This window comes from Pseudomonas sp. Pseusp16 (genome assembly GCF_047324915.1).
Classification (GTDB): domain Bacteria; phylum Pseudomonadota; class Gammaproteobacteria; order Pseudomonadales; family Pseudomonadaceae; genus Aquipseudomonas; species Aquipseudomonas fluorescens_CD.
This window is the reverse complement of the sequence record NZ_CP168522.1, coordinates 3,085,417-3,111,436: the sequence shown is the minus strand read 5'-3', so window position 1 is coordinate 3,111,436 and position 26,020 is coordinate 3,085,417. Positions and strand designations below refer to the sequence as shown.

The 26,020-nt window shown below is 61.4% G+C and carries 24 protein-coding genes; 5 read left to right on the top strand and 19 right to left on the bottom strand.

Going from position 1 to position 26,020, the window contains the following annotated elements:
• Nucleotides 1-74 precede the first annotated feature (74 nt).
• Together recR and ACEN8Q_RS14060 are read left to right on the top strand one after the other, a co-directional pair.
• Complete coding sequence (gene recR, locus ACEN8Q_RS14065) at nt 75-677, top strand: recombination mediator RecR (RefSeq protein ID WP_057715679.1); 603 nt, start codon at nt 75-77, stop codon at nt 675-677.
• A gap of 197 nt (nt 678-874) precedes the next feature.
• The gene (locus tag ACEN8Q_RS14060) at nt 875-2,023 is read left to right on the top strand and encodes an acyl-CoA dehydrogenase family protein (RefSeq protein WP_413705365.1); all 1,149 of its coding nucleotides are present in this window, start codon (nt 875-877) and stop codon (nt 2,021-2,023) included.
• A 142-nt stretch (nt 2,024-2,165) separates the two neighbouring features.
• On the opposite strand, the gene ACEN8Q_RS14055 is transcribed toward ACEN8Q_RS14060, so the two are convergent.
• The 8 genes from ACEN8Q_RS14055 to ccoG all read right to left on the bottom strand — a co-directional run bounded on the left by ACEN8Q_RS14055 (nt 2,166) and on the right by ccoG (nt 10,644).
• Complete coding sequence (locus tag ACEN8Q_RS14055; RefSeq protein WP_007985920.1) at nt 2,166-2,714, bottom strand: adenine phosphoribosyltransferase; 549 nt, start codon at nt 2,712-2,714, stop codon at nt 2,166-2,168.
• A gap of 80 nt (nt 2,715-2,794) precedes the next feature.
• Nucleotides 2,795-3,529, bottom strand: a complete 735-nt coding sequence (gene fnr, locus ACEN8Q_RS14050) for a fumarate/nitrate reduction transcriptional regulator Fnr (RefSeq protein ID WP_007995802.1) — start codon at nt 3,527-3,529, stop codon at nt 2,795-2,797.
• A 93-nt stretch (nt 3,530-3,622) separates the two neighbouring features.
• A complete protein-coding gene (gene hemN, locus ACEN8Q_RS14045; protein WP_413705501.1) occupies nt 3,623-5,005 on the bottom strand; it encodes an oxygen-independent coproporphyrinogen III oxidase in 1,383 nt (460 codons plus the stop codon).
• Nucleotides 5,006-5,185: 180 nt separating this feature from the next.
• On the bottom strand, nt 5,186-5,869 hold the full coding sequence (locus tag ACEN8Q_RS14040; RefSeq protein WP_413421367.1) for a sulfite exporter TauE/SafE family protein: 684 nt from the start codon (nt 5,867-5,869) through the stop codon (nt 5,186-5,188).
• Nucleotides 5,862-6,089 (bottom strand): cbb3-type cytochrome oxidase assembly protein CcoS, encoded by a 228-nt coding sequence (ccoS, locus tag ACEN8Q_RS14035; protein ID WP_085716788.1) that lies wholly within the window; start codon nt 6,087-6,089, stop codon nt 5,862-5,864. Before ccoS ends, ACEN8Q_RS14040 begins: the two co-directional genes overlap by 8 nt.
• A 22-nt stretch (nt 6,090-6,111) precedes the next feature.
• Nucleotides 6,112-8,562, bottom strand: a complete 2,451-nt coding sequence (locus ACEN8Q_RS14030) for a heavy metal translocating P-type ATPase (protein WP_413705364.1) — start codon at nt 8,560-8,562, stop codon at nt 6,112-6,114.
• A gap of 115 nt (nt 8,563-8,677) precedes the next feature.
• Complete coding sequence (locus tag ACEN8Q_RS14025) at nt 8,678-9,217, bottom strand: FixH family protein (protein ID WP_413421371.1); 540 nt, start codon at nt 9,215-9,217, stop codon at nt 8,678-8,680.
• A gap of 11 nt (nt 9,218-9,228) precedes the next feature.
• A complete protein-coding gene (gene ccoG, locus ACEN8Q_RS14020; RefSeq protein ID WP_413421373.1) occupies nt 9,229-10,644 on the bottom strand; it encodes a cytochrome c oxidase accessory protein CcoG in 1,416 nt (471 codons plus the stop codon).
• A 385-nt stretch (nt 10,645-11,029) separates the two neighbouring features.
• Between ccoG and ACEN8Q_RS14015 the strand changes: the two genes are divergently transcribed.
• Nucleotides 11,030-11,296 (top strand): hypothetical protein, encoded by a 267-nt coding sequence (locus ACEN8Q_RS14015; protein ID WP_413705363.1) that lies wholly within the window; start codon nt 11,030-11,032, stop codon nt 11,294-11,296.
• A 113-nt stretch (nt 11,297-11,409) separates the two neighbouring features.
• Here ACEN8Q_RS14015 and ccoP (ACEN8Q_RS14010) read toward each other — a convergent pair whose 3' ends face one another.
• The 8 genes from ccoP (ACEN8Q_RS14010) to ccoN (ACEN8Q_RS13975) all read right to left on the bottom strand — a co-directional run bounded on the left by ccoP (ACEN8Q_RS14010) (nt 11,410) and on the right by ccoN (ACEN8Q_RS13975) (nt 18,302).
• Entirely contained in the window at nt 11,410-12,387 is a 978-nt protein-coding gene (gene ccoP / locus ACEN8Q_RS14010; protein ID WP_413421377.1) for a cytochrome-c oxidase, cbb3-type subunit III, read from the bottom strand.
• Nucleotides 12,384-12,569 (bottom strand): CcoQ/FixQ family Cbb3-type cytochrome c oxidase assembly chaperone, encoded by a 186-nt coding sequence (locus ACEN8Q_RS14005; RefSeq protein ID WP_003175465.1) that lies wholly within the window; start codon nt 12,567-12,569, stop codon nt 12,384-12,386. The genes ccoP (ACEN8Q_RS14010) and ACEN8Q_RS14005 overlap by 4 nt, the downstream gene beginning before the upstream one ends.
• A gap of 5 nt (nt 12,570-12,574) precedes the next feature.
• Complete coding sequence (gene ccoO, locus ACEN8Q_RS14000; protein ID WP_007905434.1) at nt 12,575-13,183, bottom strand: cytochrome-c oxidase, cbb3-type subunit II; 609 nt, start codon at nt 13,181-13,183, stop codon at nt 12,575-12,577.
• Nucleotides 13,183-14,625, bottom strand: a complete 1,443-nt coding sequence (gene ccoN, locus ACEN8Q_RS13995) for a cytochrome-c oxidase, cbb3-type subunit I (RefSeq protein ID WP_007974131.1) — start codon at nt 14,623-14,625, stop codon at nt 13,183-13,185. Before ccoN (ACEN8Q_RS13995) ends, ccoO (ACEN8Q_RS14000) begins: the two co-directional genes overlap by 1 nt.
• 482 nt (nt 14,626-15,107) lie before the next feature.
• Complete coding sequence (gene ccoP / locus ACEN8Q_RS13990; RefSeq protein ID WP_413421380.1) at nt 15,108-16,061, bottom strand: cytochrome-c oxidase, cbb3-type subunit III; 954 nt, start codon at nt 16,059-16,061, stop codon at nt 15,108-15,110.
• Entirely contained in the window at nt 16,058-16,255 is a 198-nt protein-coding gene (locus tag ACEN8Q_RS13985; RefSeq protein ID WP_413421382.1) for a cbb3-type cytochrome oxidase subunit 3, read from the bottom strand. Before ACEN8Q_RS13985 ends, ccoP (ACEN8Q_RS13990) begins: the two co-directional genes overlap by 4 nt.
• A 3-nt stretch (nt 16,256-16,258) precedes the next feature.
• Entirely contained in the window at nt 16,259-16,867 is a 609-nt protein-coding gene (ccoO, locus tag ACEN8Q_RS13980; RefSeq protein WP_413421384.1) for a cytochrome-c oxidase, cbb3-type subunit II, read from the bottom strand.
• Nucleotides 16,868-16,877: 10 nt separating this feature from the next.
• Nucleotides 16,878-18,302, bottom strand: a complete 1,425-nt coding sequence (gene ccoN, locus ACEN8Q_RS13975; protein WP_111282303.1) for a cytochrome-c oxidase, cbb3-type subunit I — start codon at nt 18,300-18,302, stop codon at nt 16,878-16,880.
• 95 nt (nt 18,303-18,397) lie between these two features.
• On the opposite strand from ccoN (ACEN8Q_RS13975), the gene ACEN8Q_RS13970 reads away from it, so the two are divergent.
• A complete protein-coding gene (locus tag ACEN8Q_RS13970; RefSeq protein ID WP_413705362.1) occupies nt 18,398-19,075 on the top strand; it encodes an alpha/beta family hydrolase in 678 nt (225 codons plus the stop codon).
• A gap of 195 nt (nt 19,076-19,270) precedes the next feature.
• Here the strand turns inward: ACEN8Q_RS13970 and ACEN8Q_RS13965 are convergent, their stop codons facing one another.
• The 3 genes from ACEN8Q_RS13965 to acnA all read right to left on the bottom strand — a co-directional run bounded on the left by ACEN8Q_RS13965 (nt 19,271) and on the right by acnA (nt 24,602).
• Complete coding sequence (locus tag ACEN8Q_RS13965) at nt 19,271-20,836, bottom strand: methyl-accepting chemotaxis protein (RefSeq protein ID WP_413421389.1); 1,566 nt, start codon at nt 20,834-20,836, stop codon at nt 19,271-19,273.
• A 105-nt stretch (nt 20,837-20,941) separates the two neighbouring features.
• Nucleotides 20,942-21,733: a CPBP family intramembrane glutamic endopeptidase gene (locus ACEN8Q_RS13960; protein ID WP_413421390.1), complete on the bottom strand. Its 792-nt coding sequence runs from the start codon at nt 21,731-21,733 to the stop codon at nt 20,942-20,944.
• A gap of 127 nt (nt 21,734-21,860) precedes the next feature.
• Nucleotides 21,861-24,602 carry an aconitate hydratase AcnA gene (gene acnA, locus ACEN8Q_RS13955; RefSeq protein ID WP_413705361.1) on the bottom strand — a complete coding sequence of 914 codons (2,742 nt, stop codon included), beginning with the start codon at nt 24,600-24,602 and terminating at the stop codon, nt 21,861-21,863.
• 298 nt (nt 24,603-24,900) lie between these two features.
• Between acnA and rlmM the strand changes: the two genes are divergently transcribed.
• Nucleotides 24,901-25,974, top strand: a complete 1,074-nt coding sequence (gene rlmM, locus ACEN8Q_RS13950) for a 23S rRNA (cytidine(2498)-2'-O)-methyltransferase RlmM (protein ID WP_008022982.1) — start codon at nt 24,901-24,903, stop codon at nt 25,972-25,974.
• The last annotated feature ends 46 nt before the right edge of the window (nt 25,975-26,020 follow it).

The following is a 26,020-nucleotide window of genomic DNA, read 5'->3' as shown; positions in this document are numbered from 1 at the left end:
TGACGCTGCAATTTGACGCTTAACCGAGGCGCGGGTATAAACCGCGTCTCGTTGTTTTGTCGGACTTTTCCACCATGAGCTTCAGCCCTTTGATTCGCCAACTGATCGACGCCCTGCGAATTTTGCCAGGCGTGGGTCAGAAAACCGCCCAGCGCATGGCGTTGCAGTTGCTCGAACGCGACCGCAGCGGCGGCTCGCGACTGGCTCTGGCCCTGAGCCAGGCCATGGAAGGGGTCGGTCACTGCCGCTTGTGCCGTACGCTGACTGAAGATGATCTGTGCCCGCAATGCGCCGATACCCGTCGCGACGACACCTTGCTCTGCGTGGTGGAAGGCCCGATGGACGTCTATGCCGTGGAGCAGACCGGTTTCCGCGGGCGCTATTTCGTGCTCAAGGGCCATCTGTCGCCGCTCGACGGCCTGGGGCCGGAAGCCATCGGCATTCCGCAATTGATGGCACGGATCGAAGAGGCCGGCACTTTCACCGAAGTCATCCTGGCCACCAACCCGACCGTGGAAGGTGAAGCCACGGCGCACTACATCGCCCAATTGCTCAGCAGCAAAGGCCTGATCGCCTCGCGTATCGCCCATGGCGTGCCGCTCGGTGGCGAGCTGGAACTGGTCGATGGCGGCACGCTGGCGCATTCGTTTGCCGGGCGCAAGCCGATTTCGCTCTGAGTTTTGTGGTGTCTTTTCTGGCGCCTTCGTCGGATCGCCGCCCGGAGCAAGCCCGCTCCCACATATGGAATGCAATCCCCTGTGGGAGCGGGCTTGCTCGCGAAGGGCGCGCCTCGGTTTCACTGATTCACACAATCCTGTTGAAAACCAAGCAAGCGCTCGGTTAACTTCACTGACCCCTTCAGTGGAGCTCGCCGATGCCTGCCTTTCAGGAATACTTCGACCCCAGCCACCAATTGGTCCGCGACAGCGTCAGACGTTTCGTCGAGCGCGAGATTCTTCCTGATATCGAGCAGTGGGAAGAAGCCGAAAGCTTTCCTCGCGAGCTCTACCTCAAGGCCGGCACGGCGGGGATTCTCGGCATCGGTTACCCGGAGGTTTATGGCGGCAGCCACGAAGGGGATCTGTTCGCCAAGGTTGCCGCCAGTGAAGAGTTGATGCGCTGCGGCTCGGGCGGCCTGGTTGCCGGCCTGGGTTCGCTGGATATCGGCTTGCCGCCCATTCTCAAGTGGGCCCGGCCCGAAGTGCGTGATCGTGTGCTGCCGCAGGTGCTGTCGGGAGAAAAGATCAGCGCCCTGGCCATCACCGAGCCCGGTGGCGGCTCCGACGTCGCCAACCTGCAGACTCGTGCCGTGCGAGAGGGCGATTTTTACCGGGTCAGTGGCAGCAAGACCTTTATCACCAGCGGTGTGCGCGCGGATTTTTATACCGTCGCGGTGCGAACCGGCGAGCCAGGTTTCGCTGGCATTAGCCTGTTGCTGATCGAGAAAGGCACACCCGGTTTCACCGTAGGACGGCAACTGAAGAAAATGGGCTGGTGGGCGTCAGACACGGCGGAACTGTTCTTCGATGATTGCCGAGTGCCCGCGGGAAATCTGATAGGCGCCGAGAACATGGGCTTTGCCTGCATCATGGGCAATTTCCAGAGTGAACGCCTTGCCCTGGCATTGATGGCCAACATGACCGCACAACTGGCGCTGGAGGAGAGCCTGAAGTGGGCACGCCAGCGTGAAGCCTTTGGCAAACCGATCGGCAAGTTTCAGGTGATCAGGCACCGTCTCGCCGAGATGGCGACCGGGCTGGAAGTGTCCCGGGAGTTCACTTACCGCCAGGCCGCGAAAATGGCGGCGGGGCAGAGCGTGATCAAGGAGATTTCCATGGCCAAGAACTTTGCGACCGATACGGCAGACCGGATCGTCACCGATGCGGTGCAGATACTCGGTGGGCTGGGTTACATGCGCGAGAGTCTGGTGGAGCGGCTGTACCGCGACAACCGGATCCTGTCGATTGGCGGCGGGACGCGGGAAGTGATGAACGAGATCATCGGCAAGCAGATGGGGCTGTAATCGGCGGTGTGGCGGCTGACGCCATTCGTCGGATCGCCGCCCGGAGCAAGCCCGCTCCCACACTTGACCGCGTACTGTCAGGAACAATGCAATGCACTGTGGGAGCGGGCTTGCTCGCGAAGGCGTCAGTACAGGCGCCAGATTACTTGTCAGTCAACGCAAACTGCGTCAGGCAGAACGTAGGAATGCCCATGTCTTCCAGGCGCTGCGAGCCACCCAGTTCCGGCAGATCGATAATCGCCGCCGCTTCATGCACCCGGGCGCCCATGCGGCGGATCAGGTTTGCGGCGGCAATCAGGGTGCCGCCGGTCGCGATCAGGTCATCGAACATCACCACCGAATCCCCCTCGCACAGGCTGTCGGCGTGCACTTCCAGGAAGGCTTCGCCGTATTCGGTCGCATAGCCCTCGGCCAGCACGTCAGCCGGCAGCTTGCCTTGCTTGCGGAACAGCACCAGCGGCTTGTTCAACTGATAGGCCAGTACCGAACCGATCAGGAAGCCACGGGCATCCATCGCGCCGATATGGGTGAAGTCAGCCTCGACGTAACGGTGAGCGAAGCTGTCCATCACCAGGCGCAGGGCCGTGGGCGACTGGAACAGCGGGGTGATGTCGCGAAAAATCACACCCGGTTTCGGGAAGTCGATGACAGGGCGAATCAGGGATTTGATGTCGAAGGAGTCGAAGGCCATAGTCGGAGAATCCTGGCAGGGCTGCAAACGACGAAGTATAACGGCGGCTGAACCGTTTCGCTCAGCCGCAACGGTTTGATTCAGCTTTCCAGTGAGCCACCGGCCAGGGCACAAAGCTGGATCGGGTCGATGATCCGGATTTCCTTGCCTTCTGCCGCGATCAATTCGTTTTGCTGGAAGCGCGTAAAGACGCGGGACACGGTCTCTACCGCCAGGCCCAGGTAGTTGCCGATTTCGTTACGCGACATGCTCAGGCGGAACTGATTGGCGGAAAAACCCCGGGCGCGAAAACGTGCCGAGAGGTTGACCAGGAACGTGGCGATGCGTTCGTCGGCGGTCTTTTTCGACAACAGCAGCATCATCTGCTGGTCGTCACGGATTTCGCGGCTCATCACGCGCATCAACTGACGGCGCAACTGCGGCAGTTGCAGGGCCAGTTCGTCGAGGCGTTCAAAGGGGATTTCACACACCGAAGTGGTTTCCAGGGCTTGAGCCGACACCGGGTGCTTTTCGGTGTCCATGCCCGACAGACCGACCAGTTCGCTGGGCAGGTGGAAACCGGTGAGCTGTTCTTCACCGGTGTCGCTCAGGCTGAAGGTCTTGAGGGCGCCAGAACGGACTGCGTAGACAGAATCGAAGGTATCGCCCTGGCGAAACAGAAACTCACCTTTTTTCAGCGGTCGGCCGCGCTTGACGATTTCGTCCAGTGCATCCATGTCTTCCAGATTCAGCGAAAGTGGCAGGCAAAGAGGGGCCAGGCTGCAATCCTTGCAATGGGCTTGATTATGAGCGCGCAGTTTTACTGGCTCGGACATTTCTTCAATCCTTGTGGGAATTCACACATAAGACGTAAGGGTAACTCACCCGAGGACATTGGGGCCAGCCTGTGGCGCTTTTGTCGCAGTGCTCTAGATCACCCGTGAGAATCGTTGCCGGCTGTGTTGTTCCAGGTACGCGTCGAAGACCATGCACACCGAGCGCACCAACAGTCGCCCGGCGGGCAGGATGGTGATCCTGTCGCGATCGAGCTCGATCAGTCCGTCTTTGGCCATGTCTTGCAGTTGGGGCCAGAGTTCGCCGAAGTAGCCTTGAAAATCGATGTTGAAGGCCTGTTCGATGTCGGCGTATTCGAGACTGAAATGGCAGATCAACTGCTGGATGACCGCACGCCGCAACCGGTCATCGGCATTGCACAGCAGGCCGCGGCTGGTGGCCAGTTGCATTGATGCAAGGGCGTTCTGATAGTGGTTCAGGTCGCTGCTGTTCTGGCAGTAAAGGTCGCCGATCTGGCTGATTGCCGAGACGCCGAGACCGATCAAGTCGCAGTGACCATGGGTGGTGTAGCCCTGGAAATTGCGTTGCAGGGTCGATTCTTCCTGGGCAATCGCCAGCTCATCGTCGGGCAGGGCGAAGTGGTCCATGCCGATGTAGCGGTAGCCGGCGCTGATCAACTGCTCAATGGTGCGCTGTAGCATTTCCAGTTTCTGCGCGGGTGTCGGCAGTTCATTGCTGTTGATGCGCCGCTGCGGCATGAAGCGTTCCGGCAGGTGGGCGTAGTTGAACACCGATAATCTGTCCGGTTGCAGGCGGATGACCTCTTCGACGGTGCGGGCGAAGTTCTCCGGCGTCTGTCTCGGCAGGCCGTAGATCAGGTCGATGTTGATCGAGCGAAACTGCAAGGTACGGGCAGCGTCGATCACTGCGCGGGTTTCTTCCAGGCTTTGCAGGCGATTGACTGCGCGCTGGACCGCCGGGTCGAGGTCTTGCAGGCCGATGCTGACCCGATTGAAGCCCAGATCGCGCAGCAGGCCCATGGTCGACCAGTCGGCCTCACGCGGGTCTATCTCGATGCCGTAGTCGCCGGAATCGTCGTCCAGCAAATTGAAGTGTTTGCGCAAGTGCGCCATCAATTGGCGCAGTTCGTCATGGCTGAGAAAGGTCGGCGTGCCGCCACCGAAGTGCAGTTGCTCGACTTTCTGCGTGGGGTCGAGGTGGCAGGCGATCAAGCGGATCTCCTGTTCCAGGCGCTGCAAATACGGCTGCGCCCGGCCGCGATCCTTGGTGATCACCTTGTTGCAGGCGCAGTAATAGCAAATGTTCGCGCAGAACGGCACGTGCACGTACAGTGACAGCGGGCGTTGGGCCTTGCGGCTGTCGCGCAGGGCGTGAAACAGGTCGAAGGTGCCGACCTGGCTGTTGAATTGCACGGCGGTCGGGTACGAGGTGTAACGCGGTCCCGCCAGGTCATAACGGCGGATCAGATCGGTGTCCCAACGAATGGCGTCGAGCATCATGCGGGCATTCCCCCGGATAGGCTGGCAGTGTCGGCCATTTTATGCGAGGGCGGGTCGGGGGATCTTGATTTGCATCAAGGGTCAAGAATTGTGGTACCTGTACCGGCCCCTTCGCGAGCAAGCCCGCTCCCACAGGGAAGTGGGAGCGGGCTTGCTCGCGAAGGGGCGCGCCGCCGATCAATGCCCCATCAGCCAATGTTGATGGGGTCCCGGCAAGGTCCAGATGCCGAACAGCATGACCAACAAGCCGCCGGCCATCCGCACGCTGCGTTTGCGCAAAAGTGCGGTGATGCGCTCTGCGGCAAGGCCTGTGGCCAGCAGCACCGGCCAGGTGCCGAGCCCGAACGCGAGCATCAACAACGCACTGTCCAGCGCGTTGCCCTGACTGGCCGACCATAACAAGGTGCTGTAGACCAGGCCGCACGGCAGCCAGCCCCAAAGTGCACCCAACAGCAGCGCGCGCGGCACGCTCGATACCGGCAGCAACCGGTTGGCGACTGGCTGGATGTGCCGCCACAAGCCTCGACCGAGGCTTTCGATACGGGTCAGGCCGCTCCACCAGCCGGCCAGGTACAGGCCCATGGCGACCAGCAGCAGTCCGGCGAGGATACGCAGGAACATCGCCGCCGGGCTGCTGGCCACGGCCCATCCGGCCAGGCCGATCAGCAGTCCGGCGCAGGCATAGCTCAGAATCCGTCCCAGGTTGTAGGCCAGCAGCAGGCGAAAGCGGCGGCTGCGTTGTTCCTTGGGAATCGCCAGGGTCAGCGCGCCCATCAAGCCGCCGCACATGCCCAGGCAATGGCCGCCGCCAAGCAAGCCGAGGATCACCGCAGACACCAGCAGGGGCGCCAATTCAAGCATGGGGCGGGGCCTTGTCTTGCGGTTTGGCCGGATTGGTTGGTTGACCGCTGGCCTCATCGACGGCGGCGGTGTGGTTCGGGTCCTGGTCGTCGAACAGGATGCTGTGGGCCGGGCCGTCGAGGTCGTCGTACTGACCGCTGTCGACCGCCCAGAAGAAGATATAGACGGCGATGGCCACGATCAGCAGCGCAGCGGGAATCATCACGTAAAGAGCTGGCATCTGGACTCCATGCCCGCGCGGCTCAGGCCGGCAGCGGGCGGGTTTCTGGCGTGGTGGAGTGGGCGGGCGCGCTCGGCATCCGAGTCAGGCGCAGCGCGTTCAACACCACGGTCAACGAACTGATCGACATGCCCACCGCAGCCCATACCGGAGTGATCCAGCCGAGGGCGGCGAAGGGCAACATGAGGCCATTGTACAACCCGGCCCACAGCAGGTTCTCGATAATGACCCGACGGGTGCGCCGCGCCAGGCTGAAGGCTTGCACCAGCGCGTCGAGGCGGTTGGACAGCAACACGGCATCGGCACTGGTTTTCGCCAGGTCGGTGGCCGAGCCCATGGCGACGCTGATATCCGCAGCCGCCAGTACCGGCACGTCATTGACCCCGTCACCGAGCATCAACACCTTGCGACCTTCCTTGTGCAGTCGTTGCAGGACCTGCAGTTTATCGTCCGGCCGCAAACCGCCGCGGGCTTCATCGATACCGAGTTGCGCCGCCACGCTGGCGACCATCGGCGAGCTGTCACCGGACAACAACAGCGTGCGCCAGCCACGCGCCTTGCACGCGGCCAGCAATGCGGGCGCATCGGCACGCAAGCGATCATCGAGGACGAACCAGGCCAGCGGTCCCTGGCGGTCGCCGAGCAGCAGCCATTGGCCGGCTTCTTCGGGTATCGACGGCACCCCGGCGCCGCTGAGTTCACAGACGAAACGCGGTTGGCCGATGCGCAGGCGTCGCCCCTCGACCACTCCCTCCAGGCCCAGGCCCGGAGTGCTGTGGACTTCTTCAGCGGCCAGTGGCGCGCGTCCGAACGCACGGGCGATCGGATGTTCGGAACGGTTCTCCAGGGCGGCGGCGAGGCTCAGGCATCGATCACTGTCGAGCGCGCCGAGCGGGCGGATCGAGCGCAATGCCAGGCGGCCTTCGGTGAGGGTGCCGGTCTTGTCGAAAATCACTGTGTCGATCTGGTTCAGGCCTTCCAGGACATGGCCGCGGGTCAGCAACAAACCGAGTTTGTGCAGCGTGCCGGTGGCCGCGGTGAGGGCGGTCGGCGTCGCCAGCGACAAGGCGCAAGGGCAGGTCGCCACCAGCATCGCCAGCACAATCCAGAAGGCTCGCGAGGCATCCAGTTGCCACCACAGCAGACCAATCGCGGCGGCGGCGATCAGCGACAACAGCAGGAACCATTGCGCGGCGCGGTCGGCGATTTCCGCCAGGCGCGGCTTTTCGGCCTGGGCACGATCAAGCAGGCGAACGATGGCCGAGAGGCGAGTGTCCTGGCCCAGGGCCTGAACCTCGACGGTCAGTGCGCCTTCGACGTTCAGGGTGCCAGCGGTGACCGCATCGCCGAGGGTGCGTGGTTGCGGCAGGTATTCGCCGGTCAGCAGCGACTCGTCGACACTCGACTGACCGTCGAGGATCTTGCCGTCAGCCGGGAGAATGGCACCCGGATGAACCAGCACGCGGTCGCTGACACGCAGTTCGCTGAGCAGAATGCGTTCGCTCTGGCCGTCATCCATCAATCGCAGGCACGAAGCGGGCAACAGATTCACCAGCTGTGCAGTGGCGGCAGCCGTGCGCTCGCGGGCGCGCCGTTCCAGATAGCGCCCGGCCAGCAGGAACAGGGCAAACATGCCGACGGCATCGAAATACAGTTCGCCGACCCCGGTGATCGACGTCCAGATCCCGGCAATGTAGGCGCTGCCGATGGCCAGCGACACGGAAACGTCCATGGTCAGGTGGCGGGTGCGCAGATCGCGCATGGCGCCTTTGAAAAACGGCGCGCAACTGTAGAACACGATCGGGGTGGTGAGGAACAGGGCGACCCAGCGCAGGATGGTGTGCAGTTCAGGGCTGAGGTCGATGTTGAATTCAGGCCAGGTGGCCATGGTTGCCATCATCGCCTGGAACCACAACAGCCCGGCCACACCGAGCTGACGCAGGGCCAGGCGGTTTTCGCTGGCCAGTTGTTCGCTGGCCCGGTCGGCCTGATACGGGTGTGCGGCGTAACCGATCTGGCGCAGTTCGCTGAGGACGTGGCTCAGCGGTAACTGCGCATCGGTCCAGCGTACGTGCAGGCGATGGTTGGACAGGTTCAGGCGCGCTTCGGCCACGGCCGGCAAGGCGCGCAGGTGTTTTTCGATCAGCCAGCCACAGGCTGCGCAACTGATGCCTTCCATCAACAGCGTGGCTTCGGCGAGTTCGCCATCGTGGCGGACAAAGGGCTGCTGCACATCGGCGCGGTCGTACAGCGCCAGTTCGTCCACCAGTTGCACCGGCAGCGCTTCGGGGTTGGCCGAGGCTTCGCTGCGGTGCTGGTAATAGCTTTCCAGGCCGCCGGCGACAATGGCTTCGGCCACGGCCTGGCAACCCGGGCAGCAGAACTCGCGGGACTCCCCGAGCACGACGGCGGTGAAGCGACTGCCGGTCGGGACGGGCAGGGCGCAGTGATAGCAGGGCAGAGGGGTGGTCATGAGGTTTTCATTAATGCCGCTGGAACTCTGTCGTCAGGTAGGGCCTCTTCGCGAGCAAGCCCGCTCCCACAGGGATCAACTGTGGGAGCGGGCTTGCTCGCGAAGCGCAGGCTTTTTACTTCTTCAGGTCTTCCGCACCTTGCAGCGGTTCATCACCGAGCAGCAGATCCTTGTCATGGCTGACCGGTTCCTCTTCGAACATGCGCCAGATGTGGTCGTCCTGAGTACCGAGCAATTCGACAAAACGCCGGCCTTCAATCTTGTCGCTCAACTGGCCGATGTAGCGGCCCTGTTCGGTTTCGCTGCGGGTGAGGGTGATCTTGCGATCCTTCTCCGGCTGGGTCGGCGAGATCAGATTGAGCTCCAGGGTCTTGGGCTGGCTCTCGCCGCTCAGGCGCAGGTCAACTTCGCCGGTCAAGTCATCGAGATGCACGCTGGCGCGCATTTTCAGGGTCTGGGCCAGCAGCTCACGGTCGAGGGAGCGGTTGATGCCTTTGCCGGCCTCGTAGTAGTTGTCGTTGACCAGATTGTCCGGGTTGTTCACCGCAATGGTCACCATGGACAAGGTCAGGGTCACCGAGCAGGCCAGGATCCCGATGATGATCCATGGCCAGAGGTGCTTGTACCAGGGACTTGCGGCAGTTGCAGCGGGCATGTTCAGTTCTCTCAACGATTTTGTGGGCCGATGAACCGGCTCTTGGCTTCAATGTGGACGCTGTCGTCATCGGCATCCTTGAGGATGAATTTCACCTCGTTGGTGCTCGACGGCAGTTTTTCCGGTGCGACGGACAGTTCGGCAGGCTGGCTGACGATCTCGCCGGCCGCGACCTTGATCTCGCGCCGGCCCTGCAATTTGAGATCCGGCAGGCCAGAGGCTTCGAGCACGTAGGTATGGTCGCGCTGGTCCTTGTTCATGATTTTCAGGCTGTAGACGTTTTCGATCCGGCCTTCGGCGTTCTCGCGGTACAGCACGCGGTCCTTGCTGACATCGAAACCCACCAGCGAACGCATGAAGAACGCCGTCACCAGCAAACTGATCATCGCCAGCAGCACCACGGCATAGCCGATCAGGCGCGGGCGCAGTTTATGGGTTTTCTGCCCGGACAGGTTGTGCTCGGTGGTGTAGCTGATCAATCCGCGCGGGTATTCCATTTTGTCCATGACGGCGTCGCAGGCATCGACGCAGGCGGCGCAACCGATGCATTCGATTTGCAGGCCGTCGCGGATATCGATACCGGTCGGGCAGACCTGGACGCACATGGTGCAGTCGATGCAGTCACCCAGGCCCTGGGCCTTGTAGTCGATACCTTTTTTGCGCGGGCCACGGGACTCGCCACGGCGCGGGTCGTAGGAGACGATCAGGGTGTCCTTGTCGAACATCACGCTCTGGAAGCGCGCGTACGGGCACATGTAGATGCACACCTGTTCGCGCAACCAGCCGGCATTGCCGTAAGTGGCGAGAGTGAAGAAGCCGACCCAGAAGTACGACCAGCCATCCGCTTCACCGATAAAGAAGTCGATGGTCAATTCGCGGATCGGCGAGAAGTAGCCGACGAAGGTCATGCCGGTGACGAAGCCGATCAGCAGCCACATGACGTGTTTGCTGAATTTGCGCAGGAACTTGTTGGCGCTCATCGGCGCCTTGTCGAGCTTGATGCGTTGGTTGCGGTCGCCTTCGGTGACCTTTTCGCACCACATGAAAATCCAGGTCCAGACGCTCTGCGGGCAGGTGTAGCCGCACCAGACCCGGCCTGCATAGACCGTAATGAAGAACAGGCCGAACGCGGCGATGATCAACATGCCCGACAGCAGGATGAAATCCTGGGGCCAGAAGGTGGCGCCGAAAATGAAGAACTTGCGCTCCGGCAGGTTCCACCAGACCGCCTGGTGACCGCCCCAATTCAGCCACACCGTGCCGAAATACAGCAGGAACAACACGGCACCGCCGGTCATCCGCAGGTTGCGGAACAGGCCGGTGAAGGCACGGGTGTAGATTTTTTCTCTGGAGGCGTAGAGGTCGACGCTGTTGTTCGCGTTCTTGTTGGGTGGAGTGATGTCGTGTACCGGAATCTGGTTGCTCATCATTGCATCCCACGGCAGTGGAAAAATGCCTCGGTCAGTACGTGCCGGCCGGGGTCAAAAAGGGGTGTTGCAGTGGCTTAATGATACGCCTGTCGCTCTGGCTCAAGGGTGTGACCTTTGGTCGCGTTGGGGAAAAATCACGAATGGTGTAGCGAATGTAACAAAGGATGATGCAGGTCAATTGACTTGTTGAGTATGGACGGATTTCTGCCGGGTGTTGTTGTCAGGTGGGGCTGCGGCGTCCTACATGCCTTGAGACAAAGATGGATTGAAGGACTAATTGCCACGGCTGTATTGTTTTTTGTGCCGCTTATGGCATTAAACGTGCGCCGCAAAATTGATTGCTGATGTTTCTGCGGTGGGCTTTTTTCAAGGAAGAAAGATTATGGATGACGCTATGGAACAGGAATCGGATGTTGGCCGGGAAATCGATGTGTTAAGGACAATCCTCAGCATGGGAATTCCGGGAGCTCCGTTGCTGAACGCTTATCTTGAAACGGCTCTTGCCACGCTTGAGTCAGAGGGTGCCTTTCCCAAGGTCGAGGCTTCCACTGGCCTGGGGGGCGGCATGACTGACAACCCGCTGAAGGAGTCCGGCAGGAGCACGGGTTCGGGCTCTCTGGATAGTCTGGGGGGCGGCAATATTCTCTGAGTCAGTCCCGGGAATCGCATGATCGATCCGGGAATCCTCTCGCAAGCTTGAATGAAAACGGCCCCGCCAATTCACATTGGCGGGGCCGTTTTTTGTTGCTTCAAGCGTTTGCCTTACTGGGCGTCCGCTGCCTTCTCGCCGTGAGACAGGCTGTAGACGTAAGCGGCCAGCAGGTGAACCTTGTCGTTGCCTTGCAGCTGTTCTTGCGCAGGCATCTGGCCCTGACGGCCGTAACGGATGGTCTGCTGCAGTTGAGCGAAGCTCGAACCGTAGATGAACGCGGCAGGGTGAGTCAGGTCAGGTGCGCCCATCGCTGGCGTGCCTTTGCCTTCCGGACCGTGGCACGCCACGCAGTTGGTGGCGAACAGTTTCTGCCCGGCAGCCGGGTCGGCCTTGGTGCCTTCCGGCAGCTTGCGGCCATCGAGGTTGGTCAGCACGAATGCGGCCACGTCGGCCACGCCTTGCTCGCCGATCACTTCAGCCCACGCAGGCATCACGGCATGACGGCCGCCCATGATGGTGGTCTTGATGGTTTGCGGCTCGCCGCCCCAGCGCCAGTCGGCGTCGGTCAGGTTAGGGAAGCCATAGGCGCCCTTGGCATCGGAACCATGGCAAACCGAGCAGTTGGAGGCGAACAGGCGGCCACCCATCTTCAGGGCTTGCGGGTCCTTGGCCACTTCTTCGATTGGCATGGCCGCGAACTTGGCGAAGATCGGACCGAACTTGGCGTCCGACCTGGCCATTTCCTTTTCCCACTCGTGAACGCCGGTCCAGCCGGTCTGGCCGTTGGCGAACGGGGTCTGCTTCTCGTTGTCGAGGTAGCCGTAACCCGGCAGCAGGCCTTTCCAGTTACCCAGGCCCGGATACAGCGCCAGGTAGCCCAATGCGAAGATGATGGTGCCCACGAACAGCATGAACCACCATTTCGGCAGCGGGTTGTCGTACTCCTCGATCCCGTCGAAGGAGTGCCCCACGGTCTCGTCCGTTTGCTCTGCGCGCTGGCCCTTGCGGGTCGACAGCAGCAGCCAGGTCAGGGAAAAGATCGTACCGAGACTGAGGACTGTGACGTACAGACTCCAGAATGTAGTCATTCTTTGTTACTCCTAGAAGCTTGCTCGACGTGCTTGATGGCTTCGGGATCATCCGCGAAAGGCAGCAAGGTCGCGTCTTCAAACTCCGACTTGCGCTTGGGGCTGAACACCCACAGTGCCAGTCCGATGAAGGCCACCATGACAACTACGGTGCCCAGGCCACGAATCATCCCGATATCCATTTAGATCACCGTTTGCTTTTGATGATGGTGCCCAGGCCTTGCAGATAGGCCACCAGCGCGTCCATTTCGGTTTTGCCCTTCACGGCATCCTTGGCACCGGCGATGTCTTCGTCGGTGTAAGGGACGCCGAGCGTGCGCAAGACTTCCATTTTCTTGGCGGTGTCTTTGCCGTCGAGCTTGTTTTCCACGAGGAACGGGTAGGCCGGCATTTTCGACTCAGGCACTACGTTGCGCGGGTTGTACAAGTGCGCACGCTGCCAGTCATCGGAGTAACGACCGCCGACACGGGCCAGGTCCGGACCGGTACGCTTGGAACCCCACAGGAACGGGTGGTCCCAGACGCTTTCACCGGCGACCGAGTAGTGGCCGTAGCGTTCGGTCTCGGCGCGGAACGGACGGATCATCTGCGAGTGGCAGCCGACACAACCGTTGGCGATATAAACGTCCCGGCCTTCCAGTTCAAGGGCGGTGCGGGGCTTCATGCCCTCGACCGGCTTGTTGGTGACATCCTGGAAAAACAGCGGAACGATCTGGGTCAGGCCGCCAACGCTGACGGCGATGACCATGAAGAAGGCCAGCAGGCCAATATTCTTCTCGACTGCTTCATGCTTCATCAGTGAGCTCCAACTACAACGATCTGTTCGGCGGCTTCAGCTTCTGCCGGGTTCGAGGCGCGTACGGTGCGGAAAACGTTGTAAGCCATGAACAGCATGCCGGTGGCGAAGAACGCACCGCCCAGGGCGCGAACGATGAAGCCAGGGTGGCTGGCTTGCAGCGCTTCGACGAACGAGTAGGTGAGGGTGCCGTCGTCGTTGATTGCACGCCACATCAGGCCTTGGGTGATGCCGTTGACCCACATCGAAGCGATGTACAGAACGGTACCGATGGTCGCGAGCCAGAAGTGCGTGTTGATCAGGCCGGTGCTGTGCATCTGCGCACGACCGAACAGTTTCGGGATCATGTGGTAGATCGCGCCGATCGAGATCATCGCCACCCAGCCCAGAGCGCCGGCGTGTACGTGGCCGATGGTCCAGTCGGTGTAGTGCGAGAGCGAGTTGACGGTCTTGATCGCCATCATCGGACCTTCGAAGGTCGACATGCCGTAGAACGCCAGGGACACCACCAGGAAGCGCAGGATCGGGTCGGTGCGCAGCTTATGCCAGGCGCCCGACAGGGTCATCATGCCGTTGATCATGCCGCCCCAGCTTGGAGCCAGCAGGATGATCGACATGGCCATGCCCAGGGACTGAGCCCAGTCCGGCAGTGCGGTGTAGTGCAGGTGGTGCGGACCGGCCCAGATGTACAGGGTGATCAGCGCCCAGAAGTGCACGATCGACAGGCGATAGGAGTAGATCGGACGCTCGGCCTGTTTCGGCACGAAGTAGTACATCATCCCCAGGAAGCCGGTGGTCAGGAAGAAGCCCACGGCGTTGTGGCCGTACCACCACTGGATCATCGCGTCGGTGGCACCCGAGTAGGCCGAGTAGGACTTGAACAGGCTGACCGGCAGCGACATGTGGTTGACGATGTGCAGCATCGCGGTCACGACGATGAACGCGCCGTAGAACCAGTTACCCACATAGATGTGCTTGGTCTTGCGCTTGACGATGGTGCCGAAGAACACCAGACCGTAGGTGACCCAGACAATGGCCAGCAGAATAGCCAGGGGCCATTCCAGTTCCGCGTATTCCTTGGTGGTGGTGAAACCCATCGGCAAGGTAATGATCGCGCCGACAATCACCGCTTGCCATCCCCAGAAGGTGAAGGCGGCGAGGCTGTCGGAAATCAGTCGCGTTTGGCAGGTTCGCTGCACGACGTAATAAGAAGTGGCAAACAGTGCACATCCACCGAAGGCGAAAATCACCAGGTTGGTGTGCAGCGGGCGCAGGCGTCCAAAGCTCGTCCACGGCAGACCGAAGTTCAACTCCGGCCAGACCAGTTGCGAGGCGATGAAGACACCGAGCCCCATGCCAAGGATCCCCCAGACCACCGTCATGATGGCGAACTGGCGGACTACCTTATAGTTATAAGCAGTCGGACTGATTGCTGTGCTCATTCTAAGGTTCCACGGTTTGGGTGTTTTATTAGGATTAAAAATCGGCCGCAAGTATGGAGAAAGCAGGGGGTCATTGCAACGCGCCATGACCTGGGTCAATGCTTTCAAATGCTGATTCTGCGGCCTTTCCATGCGCCGCGTAGGGACAAAAATACCCGTGGGCAAAACGTCCCGTCGGACTGATCAGGCGAGGGGGTCAGGTCGGATGTAACGGGGTGTGTTCAAACGCAACGTTTGGCTGACCGAAGGCAACTGGCGCGACAGCCGGTATCTACCAGCCTTTGCGGCCTGTCATCGGGCAGATTCGTCGAACACATCGTTCAGGGTCGACCTGGAACCGGCACCGGCCAGTCCGCATGGGGGGAAGCTTAGACTCGAATCCGGGGTTCCGAAAGAAAGTCTGTGCGAGGGTGCGACAATGGGTCGCAAAGGGGCAGGGAACTGCCGCATCCGGGAGAATGCGGCAGCAGAGCGCTCGGGATTTATTCGCGGTTGTGTTCAGCCTGCAGGCGCTCGGTATTCAAACCGTGGGACAGGCTGTACACATACGCGGCCAGCAATTGCACCTTGTCATTGCCGAGCAGTTCATTTTGCGCCGGCATATGGCCCTGGCGACCATGCCGAATCGTTTGTTCAAGCTGCGTCAGGCTGGTGCCGTAGATGAAGCCGGTCGGGTGCGTGAGGTTCGGCGCGCCCATGGCTTCAGTGCCCTGGCCGTTTGCCCCGTGACAGGCGACGCAGGTGGTGCTGAATGCCTGCTGTCCGGCCTGCAGGTCGGCTTTGCTGTCGGCAGGCAACGGCAGGCGGGCCAGGTCATGGCGCACATAAGCGGCGACGTTCTTCACGCCTTCTTCCCCCAGGACTTCACCCCAGGCCGGCATCGCCGCCATCCGGCCACCCATGATGGTGGTCTTGATGGTTTCTGCGCTGCCGCCCCAGCGCCAGTCGCTGTCGGTCAGGTTGGGGAAGCCGTATGCACCCTTGGCATCCGAGCCGTGGCACACCGAGCAGTTGGAGGCAAACAGGCGGCCACCCATTTTCAGCGCCTGTGGGTCCTTGGCCACTTCTTCCACGGGCATCGCCGCGAACCTGGCGAAGATCGGCCCGAACTTCGCGTCAGCCTTGGCCATTTCCTTTTCCCACTCGTGCACGCCGGTCCAGCCGTTTTCATAGCCGGGGAGGATGCCTTTCCAGTTGCCCAGGCCGGGATAGAGGATCAGGTAACCGACCGCAAACACCAGGGTGCCGGCGAACAGCATGAACCACCATTGCGGCAACGGGTTGTCGTACTCCTCGATGCCGTCGAAGCTGTGGCCCATGGTCTGGTCGACGCTGCCCTTGGTTTCGCCCTTGCGGGTGCCGATCAGCAGCCAGGTCAGGCCGATCAGGCTGCCGATGGTCAGTACGCAGATCCACGTACTCCAGAAGGTGGTCATGGCCGGGTACTCCTTGTTGCTGATTCTTCGGTGATGTCGGGTTGTGGCTCGTCGGCGAACGGCAGCAGGCGCGCTTCGGCGAATTCCGGGCCGCGCTTGCCGCTGAACACCCAAAGGGTCAGGCCGACGAAGGCCACGAACACCACGACCGTGCCCAGGCCGCGGATCATTCCAGTGCTCATTTCAATGAACATTGCTCACCTCTTGCTCTTGATGGCAGTGCCGAGCACTTGCAGGTAGGCGACCAGCGCATCCATTTCGCTCTTGCCTTTGAGCGAGGTGACGGCACCGGTGATGTCCTCGTCGGTGTACGGCACGCCCAGGGTGCGCATGGCGCGCAGCTTGGTTTCGGTATGACTGCTGTCGAGCTGGTTGGCCACCAGCCACGGGTAGGCCGGCATCTTCGACTCCGGCACGACGTTGCGCGGGTTGTACAGGTGCGCCCGGTGCCAGTCATCCGAGTAGCGCGCGCCGACCCGTGCCAGGTCCGGTCCGGTGCGTTTCGAGCCCCACAGGAACGGGTGATCCCAAACGCTTTCACCGGCCACCGAGTAGTGCCCGTAGCGTTCGGTTTCGGCGCGGAACGGACGGATCATCTGTGAATGACAGCCGACGCAGCCTTCGCGGATATAGATGTCGCGACCTTCCAGTTGCAGCGCGGTGTAGGGCTTCATGCCTTCCACCGGTTTGTTGGTCACGTCCTGGAAGAACAGCGGGACGATCTGGGTCAGGCCGCCGATGCTCACGGCCAGGATCATCAGCAGCAGCAACAGGCCGACGTTTTTCTCGATAGTTTCGTGTTTCATGGCGGACTCCTCAGGCCATCTGCGCGGCAGCGGCGACTTCGGCAGGCTGCGAGGCCCGCACGGTGCGCCAGGTGTTGTAGGCCATCAGCAACATGCCGCTGAGGAAGATCGCCCCGCCCACCAGCCGCACGACGAAGCCTGGATGGCTGGCCACCAGGGTTTCGACGAAGGAGTAAGTCAGCGTGCCGTCCTCGTTCACCGCACGCCACATCAGGCCCTGGGCGATACCGTTGACCCACATCGAGGCGATGTACAGAACGGTGCCGATAGTGGCGAGCCAGAAGTGCGCGTTGATCAGGCCGATGCTGTGCATCTGCTCGCGGCCGAAGACTTTCGGGATCATGTGGTACAGCGCGCCGATGGAGATCATCGCCACCCAGCCGAGCGCGCCGGCGTGTACGTGGCCGATGGTCCAGTCGGTGTAGTGGGAGAGGGCGTTGACGGTCTTGATCGCCATCATCGGCCCTTCGAAGGTCGACATGCCGTAGAACGCCAGCGACACCACGAGGAAGCGCAGGATCGGGTCGCTGCGCAACTTATGCCAGGCGCCCGACAGGGTCATCATGCCGTTGATCATCCCGCCCCAGCTCGGCGCCAGCAGGATCAGCGACATCACCATGCCCAGCGACTGCGCCCAGTCCGGCAGTGCGGTGTAGTGCAAGTGGTGCGGACCGGCCCAGATGTACAACGTGATCAGCGCCCAGAAGTGCACGATCGACAGGCGATAGGAATACACCGGGCGCTCGGCCTGTTTCGGCACGAAGTAGTACATCATCCCCAGGAAGCCGGCGGTGAGGAAGAAGCCTACGGCGTTGTGGCCGTACCACCACTGGACCATCGCATCGGTGGCGCCCGAGTACAGCGAGTAGGACTTGGTGAAGCTGACCGGCAATTCCATGTTGTTGACGATGTGCAGGATCGCCACGGTGATGATGAATCCGCCGAAGAACCAGTTACCGACATAGATGTGCTTGGTCTTGCGCTGCATGATCGTGCCGAAGAACACGATGGCGTAGGCGACCCAGACGATGGTGATCAGGATGTCGATCGGCCATTCCAGCTCGGCGTATTCCTTGGAACTGGTGTAGCCCAGCGGCAGGCTGATGGCCGCCAGGAGAATTACAAGCTGCCAGCCCCAGAAACAGAACGCGGCGATTTTCGGTGCGAACAACCGGGTCTGGCAGGTGCGTTGCACCGAATAGAACGAACTGGCAAACAACGCGCAGCCACCAAAGGCGAAGATCACCGCGTTGGTGTGCAGCGGGCGCAAGCGGCCGAAGCTGGTCCACGGCAAATTGAAGTTGAGTTCGGGCCAGACCAACTGGGCAGCGAGAAAAACCCCGAGCCCCATGCCGACGATGCCCCACACCACCGTCATAATGGCGAATTGGCGGACCACCTTGTAGTTGTAGGCGGTACTGATAGAAGTGTTCATGGTTCCCCATCCACGGTTCAGCCGAAGTGGGCGCGCTCGCGCAAGGCAGTGCACCCTTCGGCCGGAGTTATAGGCAGACTGAAAGCGAGGCAAGCATGGACAAAGGGCACAAGGCCGGTATTGACGGGGATCAATGGGCGCAGTGCGTGCGGGAACATGGATGGTTGTGGAATGCCGCGGCTGGCAAGGCTGCGGCGACGCTGATCCTCGCCCACGGCGCCGGCGCACCGATGGACAGCGACTGGATGAGCGACATGGCTGCACGCCTCGCCGTTCAAGGCATCAACGTGTTGCGTTTCGAATTTCCGTACATGGCGCAGCGGCGTGTGGATGGCGGCAAGCGCCCGCCGAACCCGGCGCCGAAACTGCTGGAATGCTGGCGCGAGGTGTATGCCCAGGTGCGACGCCATGTCACTGGGCCGCTGGCCATGGGCGGCAAGTCCATGGGCGGGCGGATGGCCAGTCTGCTGGCCGATGAGTTGGGGGCGCACGCGCTGGTGTGCCTGGGTTATCCGTTCTATGCGGTGGGCAAACCGGAGAAACCGCGGGTCGAGCATTTGGCCGGGTTGAAGACTCGGACCCTGATCGTGCAGGGCGAGCGCGATGCACTGGGCAATCGTGAGGCGGTCGAGGGGTATGCGCTATCGCCGGGTATCGAAGTGTTCTGGCTGGTGGCGGGGGATCATGACTTGAAGCCGTTGAAGGCTTCGGGGTTTACCCATGAGCAGCATTTGGCGGCTGCGGCGCAGAGAGTGGCTGCATTTCTTCGGTGAGATTTTTAATGCCCTTGAGAGCCACTTCGCGAGCAAGCCCGCTCCCACAGTTGACCGGGTTCTAACAGAGAAATACGGTCGAATGTGGGAGCGGGCTTGCTCGCGAATGCGACCTGCCAGGCAACATCACTTTCAGAGTGGCAATAAAAAACCCGGAAGTTTCCACTGTCCGGGTTTTTTATGAATCAACCACAATCAGCGGTTAAACCGCTCCACCAACGAGTACTGGGTATTGGCTGTCTTGGTCAGCTCTTCACTCAGCAATGCCGAGTTCTGCGCCTGTTCCGAGGTCTGGTCCGCCAGCTCCGAGATGTTGCTGATGTTGCGGCTGATTTCTTCGGCCACGGCGCTTTGCTCTTCGGTCGCGGCAGCGATCTGGGTGGTCATGTCGGTAATGTTGGCCACCGCTTCGCTGATCCCTACCAGTGCCTGGTCCGCTTCCAGTACCCGCGCCACGCCTTCTTCCGCCTGACGATGCCCGGCTTCCATGGTCTGCACGGCGGTGCTGGCGGTTTGCTGGAGCTTGGCGATCAGTGCATGAATCTGCCCGGTGGACTCACTGGTTCGTTGCGCCAGCTGACGGACTTCGTCGGCAACCACCGCAAAGCCACGCCCCATTTCGCCGGCACGGGCCGCTTCGATGGCGGCGTTCAGGGCCAGCAGGTTGGTCTGGTCGGCAATGCCTTTGATCACGTCGACCACGCCACCGATTTCGTTGCTGTCCTTGGCCAGTTGGGTCACGGTCACGCCGGTTTCACCGACCACCACCGACAGGCGCTGGATGGCTTCGCGGGTTTCCCCGGCGATGTCACGACCGCGACCGGTCAGGCGATTGGCTTCCTGGGTGGCGTCAGCGGTGCGTTGCACGTGGCTGGCGACTTCCTGGGTGGTAGCGGCCATCTGGTTGACCGCGGTGGCCACTTGCTCGGTTTCGACGCGTTGACGTTCCAGACCGCTGGAGCTGTTGTGCGCCAGGGTATCGGACTGCCTGGCCTGGTCGGTCAGGTGTTCGGCCGTGTCCTGCAGGCGCGTCAGGCAGGTTTTCAGGCGTGCTTCCTGGCTGAGGATGGACATTTCCAGACGCGCCTGGGCGCCGCGACTGTCGGTGTACATCTGTGCGATCAACGGGTCGGAGGTCGTCTGCTCGGCCAGGCGCAGCAAGCGCTTGAGGCCGCGTTGTTGCCACTGAAGGCCCATCAGGCCCAGCGGCACCGAGAGCCCGGCTGCCAGGGCAAACCCCCAATGGGAGTTCAGCGACGCACCGATCATGAAGCTCAATTGGCTGACCAGAATGAACGGCAGCCAGTCCTGCAGGATCGGCAGCCATTTATCCGACGAGGGTACGGCCGACTTGCCCTGGTTGATGCGTTGGTAGAGCGCCTCGGCGCGGCGGATCTGTTCGGCGGTGGGCTTGACCCGCACCGACTCGTAACCGATCACCTGATTGCCTTCGAAGATCGGTGTCACATAGGCGTTCACCCAGTAATGATCACCGGTCTTGCAGCGATTCTTGACAATGCCCATCCATGGCAAGCCTTGTTTCAGTGTGCCCCACATGTGTGCGAACACCGCGGCCGGCACATCAGGGTGACGGACCAGGTTGTGCGGTGCGCGGATCAGCTCCTCTCGGGAAAACCCGCTGATTTCGACGAATGCGTCGTTACAGTAGGTAATCATGCCCTTGGCATCGGTGGTGGAAATCAACCGTTGCTGAGCCGGGAAGGTCCGCTCGCGTTGTGTAATTGGCTGGTTGTTACGCATGGCTTTCTTAATCCGCAAGGCTTTCAAGTGCTGTATCGGCAAGATCGGCGGATTGTTGAGATTATTTTTCGATAATCAGCCATGCGTCGCAAAATGACCCATGCGTCAGCCGGCGAGCATCGGATAGGTGAACAGGCCGAAGTGCAGCAGGTTCAAGCCAAAGTGGCTGGCGATTGCGGCCGCCAGCCCACCGAAACGGTAGGCCAGGCCATAGCCGACCCCGGCCAGCGTTGCCAGTAACACCCACTGCCATCCTGCGCCGATATGGGCCAGGCCGAAGGCCGATGACGCCAGCAACAGGGCGAGGTTTTCACCCTGGGGGCGGTGTTTCAGGCACCGGCTCAGGCCGCCCTGGATGTAGCCACGAAACAGTGCTTCCTCGACCAGCGTCACCAGCAGCAGATTGTTCAGCAACCACAACCAGGCTTGATCCGGCCATTTCGGCGCCCAGGCGATGACCCCCAGCAACAGCGCGCCGCCCAGTGCCAGCAGGGCGCTCAAGGTCAGTGCCAGTGAGGTGGCATACAGCGCTGGCCGAAGCGAACGGCGGCCGACAATCCACGGGCAAACCAGCAACAGCCAGAAGCCGATCAGCGGTTTGTCCAGATTCAGGTGCATCGCAAATAACACGGCGTTATCGGTGAAACGCTGGGGATCGATACCGCGACCGTTGTAGAAGCCGGGAAGCCAATGTGTCGCCAGGGTCAAAGCCAGGACGATAAACAGCCCGTGGCCGAGATAGCGAACAAAAGGAATTTCGCGCTGGCGAACCGCCGCACCGGCGACCAGTAACAGGAACACCGAGATTGCAGAGAGCCAACCGAGATGGCCGTAAGTCAGCGCCAGTCCATAGCCGAGGGTGAGCAGGGCCAGAAACGTCCATGGCAGGGCAATCATTTGAAGTCCTTGTGTCGGGATTTGCGGCGCGCGGCCACCGTCTGTGGGAGCGGGCTTGCTCGCGATAGCTTACTGACTGTCCCCAACAAAAACACCGCCCGAAGGCGGTGTCTTTGTCAGCGCTCGGTCAAGACGCGATCAATTGCCGCAACACGTAGTGCAGAATCCCTCCGGACTTGAAGTACTCCACCTCGTTGAGCGTATCGATGCGGCACAGCACTTCGACTTTTTCGCTGCTGCCGTTTTCACGGGTTATGACCAGGTTCAGGTTCATCCGTGGAGTCAGCTCGACGCCAGTCAGGCCGAGGATGTCCAGGGTTTCACTGCCGTTGAGTTTCAGGCTCTTGCGGTTCTGATCCAGCTTGAACTGCAACGGCAGCACGCCCATGCCTACCAGGTTGGAACGGTGAATCCGTTCGAAGCTTTCGGCGATGACCGCCTTCACTCCCAGCAGGTTGGTGCCTTTGGCCGCCCAGTCGCGACTCGATCCGGTGCCGTATTCCTGGCCGGCGATCACCACCAGCGGCGTGCCCGAAGCCTGATAACGCATGGCGGCGTCGTAGATCGGCATTTTCTCCCCGGTGGGTATGTAGCGGGTGTTGCCGCCTTCCTCGCCGCCGAGCATTTCGTTGCGTATGCGGATGTTGGCGAAGGTGCCGCGCATCATCACTTCATGGTTGCCGCGCCGCGAGCCGTAGGAGTTGAAGTCCCGCGGTTCCACGCCTTTGTCGCGCAGGTATTGCCCGGCCGGGCTGTCCGCCTTGATGTTGCCGGCGGGGGAGATGTGGTCGGTGGTCACCGAGTCGCCGAGCAGTGCCAGGACGCGCGCGCCGCTGACATCCTTGACCACTGGCGGTGGGCCGCCGATGTCGTCGAAAAACGGTGGATGCTGGATGTAGGTTGAGTCGTTCTGCCAGACATAGGTCGCCGCTTGCGGGACTTCAATTGCCTGCCATTGCTCGTCACCGGCGAACACTTCGGCGTATTCCTTGTGGAACATCGCGGTGTTGACCTGGGTGACCGCGTCGGCAATTTCCTTGCTGCTTGGCCAGATGTCCCGCAGGTAAACCGGTTTGCCGTCCTTGTCATTGCCCAATGGCTCGCGGCTGAGGTCGGTACGTACCGTGCCCGCCAGCGCATAGGCGACCACCAGCGGCGGGGAGGCCAGCCAGTTGGTTTTCACCAATGGATGCACCCGGCCTTCGAAGTTGCGATTACCCGAGAGCACGGAAGCCACTGTGAGGTCGGCTTGCTGGATGGCTTTCTCGATGGGCTCCGACAGCGGCCCGGAGTTGCCGATGCAGGTGGTGCAGCCATAGCCGACCAGGGCAAAGCCCAATTCATCGAGGTATTGGGTCAGGCCGGCCGCCTTGTAGTAGTCGGTGACCACTTTCGAGCCGGGGGCCAGCGAACTCTTTACCCAAGGCTTGCGCTTCAGGCCTTTTTCCACGGCTTTCTTCGCCACCAGCCCGGCCGCCATCATCACGCTCGGGTTCGAGGTATTGGTGCAGGAGGTGATGGCGGCAATCACCACCGCGCCGTTTTTCAGACGATAGGTCTGGCCTTCGTGGTGGTAATCCGCTTCACCGGCCATATCGGCGTTGCCGACGGCGACGCCGCCACCGCCTTCGCTTTCCAGGCGGCCTTCTTCCTTGCTGGTGGGCTTGAATTGCAGGTCGATGAAGTCACTGAAGGCTTGGGCGACATTCGGCAGCGACACCCGGTCCTGCGGGCGTTTCGGTCCCGCGAGGCTGGCTTCGACACTGCCCATGTCCAGCGCCAGGCTGTCGGTGAACAGCGGCTCCTGGCCGGGCAGGCGCCACAAGCCCTGAGCCTTGCTGTAGGCCTCGACCAGTTGCACCGTTTCGAGGGTACGGCCAGACAGGCGCAGGTACTCCAGCGTTACCTCGTCCACCGGGAAGAAACCGCAGGTGGCGCCGTATTCCGGAGCCATGTTGGCGATGGTCGCGCGGTCGGCCAGCGGCAGGTCGGCGAGGCCGTCGCCGTAGAATTCGACGAATTTGCCCACCACGCCTTTCTTGCGCAGCATCTGGGTGACGGTCAGCACCAGGTCGGTGGCGGTGATGCCTTCCTTGAGCTTGCCGGTGAGTTTGAAACCGATCACTTCCGGAATCAGCATCGACACCGGTTGCCCGAGCATCGCCGCTTCCGCCTCGATACCGCCGACACCCCAGCCGAGCACGCCGAGGCCGTTGATCATGGTGGTGTGGGAATCGGTGCCCACCAACGTGTCGGGGAAGGCATAGGTGTGGCCGTCCTCGTCCTTGGTCCAGACCGTGCGGCCGAGGTATTCAAGATTCACCTGGTGGCAGATCCCGGTGCCCGGCGGCACCACGCTGAAATTATCGAAGGCACTCTGGCCCCAGCGCAGGAACGCATAACGCTCGCCATTGCGCTGCATTTCAATGTCGACGTTTTGCTCGAAGGCGCTGCTGCTGGCGAACTTGTCGACCATTACCGAGTGGTCGATCACCAGGTCCACCGGCGACAAGGGGTTGATCCGCTGCGGATTGCCGCCGGCCTTGGCCATCGCCGCACGCATGGCGGCCAGGTCGACCACCGCCGGTACGCCGGTGAAGTCTTGCATCAGCACCCGCGCCGGGCGGTACTGGATTTCGCGGTCAGAGCGACGCTCCTTGAGCCACGCGGCCAGGGCCTTGAGGTCGGCGCCGGTGACGGTTTTTTCGTCCTCCCAGCGCAGCAGGTTTTCCAGCAGTACCTTCAACGACATCGGCAACTTGTCCAGCTCGCCCAGGCTCCTGGCGGCAGCGGGCAGGCTGAAGTAATGGTAGGTCTTGTTGCCGACTTGCAGGGTTTTCAAAGTCTTCAGGCTATCGAGGGACGGCATTGCAATCACTCCTTTAAGTCCGCACGGCTACGGTCTGAGGGAACGGACAGAGCCTTAAACCTAGCCCTGTTTTCGGTAGCTGGCTAATAACCGGACTCTATCGACAAGCTCCAGCTCCCGATCTCGGCTATCATGCGCCGGTTTTCGTGACAGGCTTTGCTTCAGGGCAAGCGGTCTCTCTTTGTAGGAGCGAGCCTGCTCGCGATGGACGTTAACGATAACGCGTGTTTCCTGAATACATGCGCCGCCCTTGAGTCCATCGCGAGCCTGCTCGCTCCTACAGGGTCCAGGAGTAAGAATGAACACCCTATTCATGCATTGCCGGCCGGGCTTCGAAGGTGAAGTCTGTTCCGAGATTTCCGACCTTGCCGCACGGCTGAACGTGGCCGGTTATGCCAAGGCCAAGGCCGCCACGGCTTGCGCCGAATTCGTCTGCACCGAAGAAGACGGCGCCGAGCGCCTGATGCGCGGGCAGCGTTTCGCCGAGCTGATCTTCCCGCGCCAGTGGGCCCGGGGGATATTCATCGACCTGCCGGAAACCGACCGCATCAGCGTGATCCTCGATCATATGGCGGACTTTCCGCTGTGCGGCAGCCTGTGGCTGGAAATGGTCGACACCAACGATGGCAAGGAACTGTCGAACTTCTGCAAGAAATTCGAAGTGCACCTGCGCAAGGCGCTGATGGCTGCTGGCAAACTGGTGGAGGACGCGCACAAGCCGCGTCTGCTGCTGACCTTCAAAAGCGGTCGTGAAGTGTTCATGGGCCTGGCCGAATCGAACAACTCGGCCATGTGGCCGATGGGCATTCCCCGTTTGAAGTTTCCACGGGAGGCGCCGAGCCGCTCGACCCTGAAGCTGGAAGAGGCCTGGCACCACTTCATCCCGCGCGACCAGTGGGACGAGCGCCTGCACAGCGACATGACCGGCGTCGACCTGGGGGCCGCTCCCGGTGGCTGGACCTGGCAACTGGTCAACCGCGGCATGCTGGTGACCGCCATCGACAACGGCCCGATGGCCGAAAGCCTGATGGACACCGGTCTGGTGCAACATCTGATGGCCGACGGTTTCACCTTCAAGCCCAAGCAGCCGGTGGACTGGATGGTCTGCGACATCGTCGAGAAGCCGGCGCGTAACGCCGCGATGCTGGAAGAGTGGATCGGCGACGGCCATTGCCGCGAGGCGGTGGTCAACCTCAAGCTGCCGATGAAACAGCGTTATGCCGAAGTGAAACGGTTGCTGGAGCGTATTGCCGATGGCTTCAAGGCACGGGGCATCAAGGTCGAGATCGGCTGCAAGCAGCTGTACCACGACCGCGAGGAAGTGACGTGCCATTTGCGTCGGCTGGACGTGAAGAAACCCAAGTCCCGCTGATTGACGAGACCCCCTGTGGGAGCGGGCTTGCTCGCGAAGGCGTCGT

Coding starts and splice junctions, on each gene's coding strand:
- recR (WP_057715679.1), top strand. CDS start 75: ATGAGCTTCAGCCCTTTGATTCGCCAACTGATCGACGCCCTGCGAATT.
- ACEN8Q_RS14060 (WP_413705365.1), top strand. CDS start 875: ATGCCTGCCTTTCAGGAATACTTCGACCCCAGCCACCAATTGGTCCGC.
- ACEN8Q_RS14055 (WP_007985920.1), bottom strand. CDS start 2,714: ATGGCCTTCGACTCCTTCGACATCAAATCCCTGATTCGCCCTGTCATC.
- fnr (WP_007995802.1), bottom strand. CDS start 3,529: ATGTCCGAGCCAGTAAAACTGCGCGCTCATAATCAAGCCCATTGCAAG.
- hemN (WP_413705501.1), bottom strand. CDS start 5,005: ATGCTCGACGCCATTCGTTGGGACACCGATCTGATCCGCCGTTATGAC.
- ACEN8Q_RS14040 (WP_413421367.1), bottom strand. CDS start 5,869: ATGCTTGAATTGGCGCCCCTGCTGGTGTCTGCGGTGATCCTCGGCTTG.
- ccoS (WP_085716788.1), bottom strand. CDS start 6,089: ATGCCAGCTCTTTACGTGATGATTCCCGCTGCGCTGCTGATCGTGGCC.
- ACEN8Q_RS14030 (WP_413705364.1), bottom strand. CDS start 8,562: ATGACCACCCCTCTGCCCTGCTATCACTGCGCCCTGCCCGTCCCGACC.
- ACEN8Q_RS14025 (WP_413421371.1), bottom strand. CDS start 9,217: ATGCCCGCTGCAACTGCCGCAAGTCCCTGGTACAAGCACCTCTGGCCA.
- ccoG (WP_413421373.1), bottom strand. CDS start 10,644: ATGAGCAACCAGATTCCGGTACACGACATCACTCCACCCAACAAGAAC.
- ACEN8Q_RS14015 (WP_413705363.1), top strand. CDS start 11,030: ATGGATGACGCTATGGAACAGGAATCGGATGTTGGCCGGGAAATCGAT.
- ccoP (WP_413421377.1), bottom strand. CDS start 12,387: ATGACTACATTCTGGAGTCTGTACGTCACAGTCCTCAGTCTCGGTACG.
- ACEN8Q_RS14005 (WP_003175465.1), bottom strand. CDS start 12,569: ATGGATATCGGGATGATTCGTGGCCTGGGCACCGTAGTTGTCATGGTG.
- ccoO (WP_007905434.1), bottom strand. CDS start 13,183: ATGAAGCATGAAGCAGTCGAGAAGAATATTGGCCTGCTGGCCTTCTTC.
- ccoN (WP_007974131.1), bottom strand. CDS start 14,625: ATGAGCACAGCAATCAGTCCGACTGCTTATAACTATAAGGTAGTCCGC.
- ccoP (WP_413421380.1), bottom strand. CDS start 16,061: ATGACCACCTTCTGGAGTACGTGGATCTGCGTACTGACCATCGGCAGC.
- ACEN8Q_RS13985 (WP_413421382.1), bottom strand. CDS start 16,255: ATGTTCATTGAAATGAGCACTGGAATGATCCGCGGCCTGGGCACGGTC.
- ccoO (WP_413421384.1), bottom strand. CDS start 16,867: ATGAAACACGAAACTATCGAGAAAAACGTCGGCCTGTTGCTGCTGCTG.
- ccoN (WP_111282303.1), bottom strand. CDS start 18,302: ATGAACACTTCTATCAGTACCGCCTACAACTACAAGGTGGTCCGCCAA.
- ACEN8Q_RS13970 (WP_413705362.1), top strand. CDS start 18,398: ATGGACAAAGGGCACAAGGCCGGTATTGACGGGGATCAATGGGCGCAG.
- ACEN8Q_RS13965 (WP_413421389.1), bottom strand. CDS start 20,836: ATGCGTAACAACCAGCCAATTACACAACGCGAGCGGACCTTCCCGGCT.
- ACEN8Q_RS13960 (WP_413421390.1), bottom strand. CDS start 21,733: ATGATTGCCCTGCCATGGACGTTTCTGGCCCTGCTCACCCTCGGCTAT.
- acnA (WP_413705361.1), bottom strand. CDS start 24,602: ATGCCGTCCCTCGATAGCCTGAAGACTTTGAAAACCCTGCAAGTCGGC.
- rlmM (WP_008022982.1), top strand. CDS start 24,901: ATGAACACCCTATTCATGCATTGCCGGCCGGGCTTCGAAGGTGAAGTC.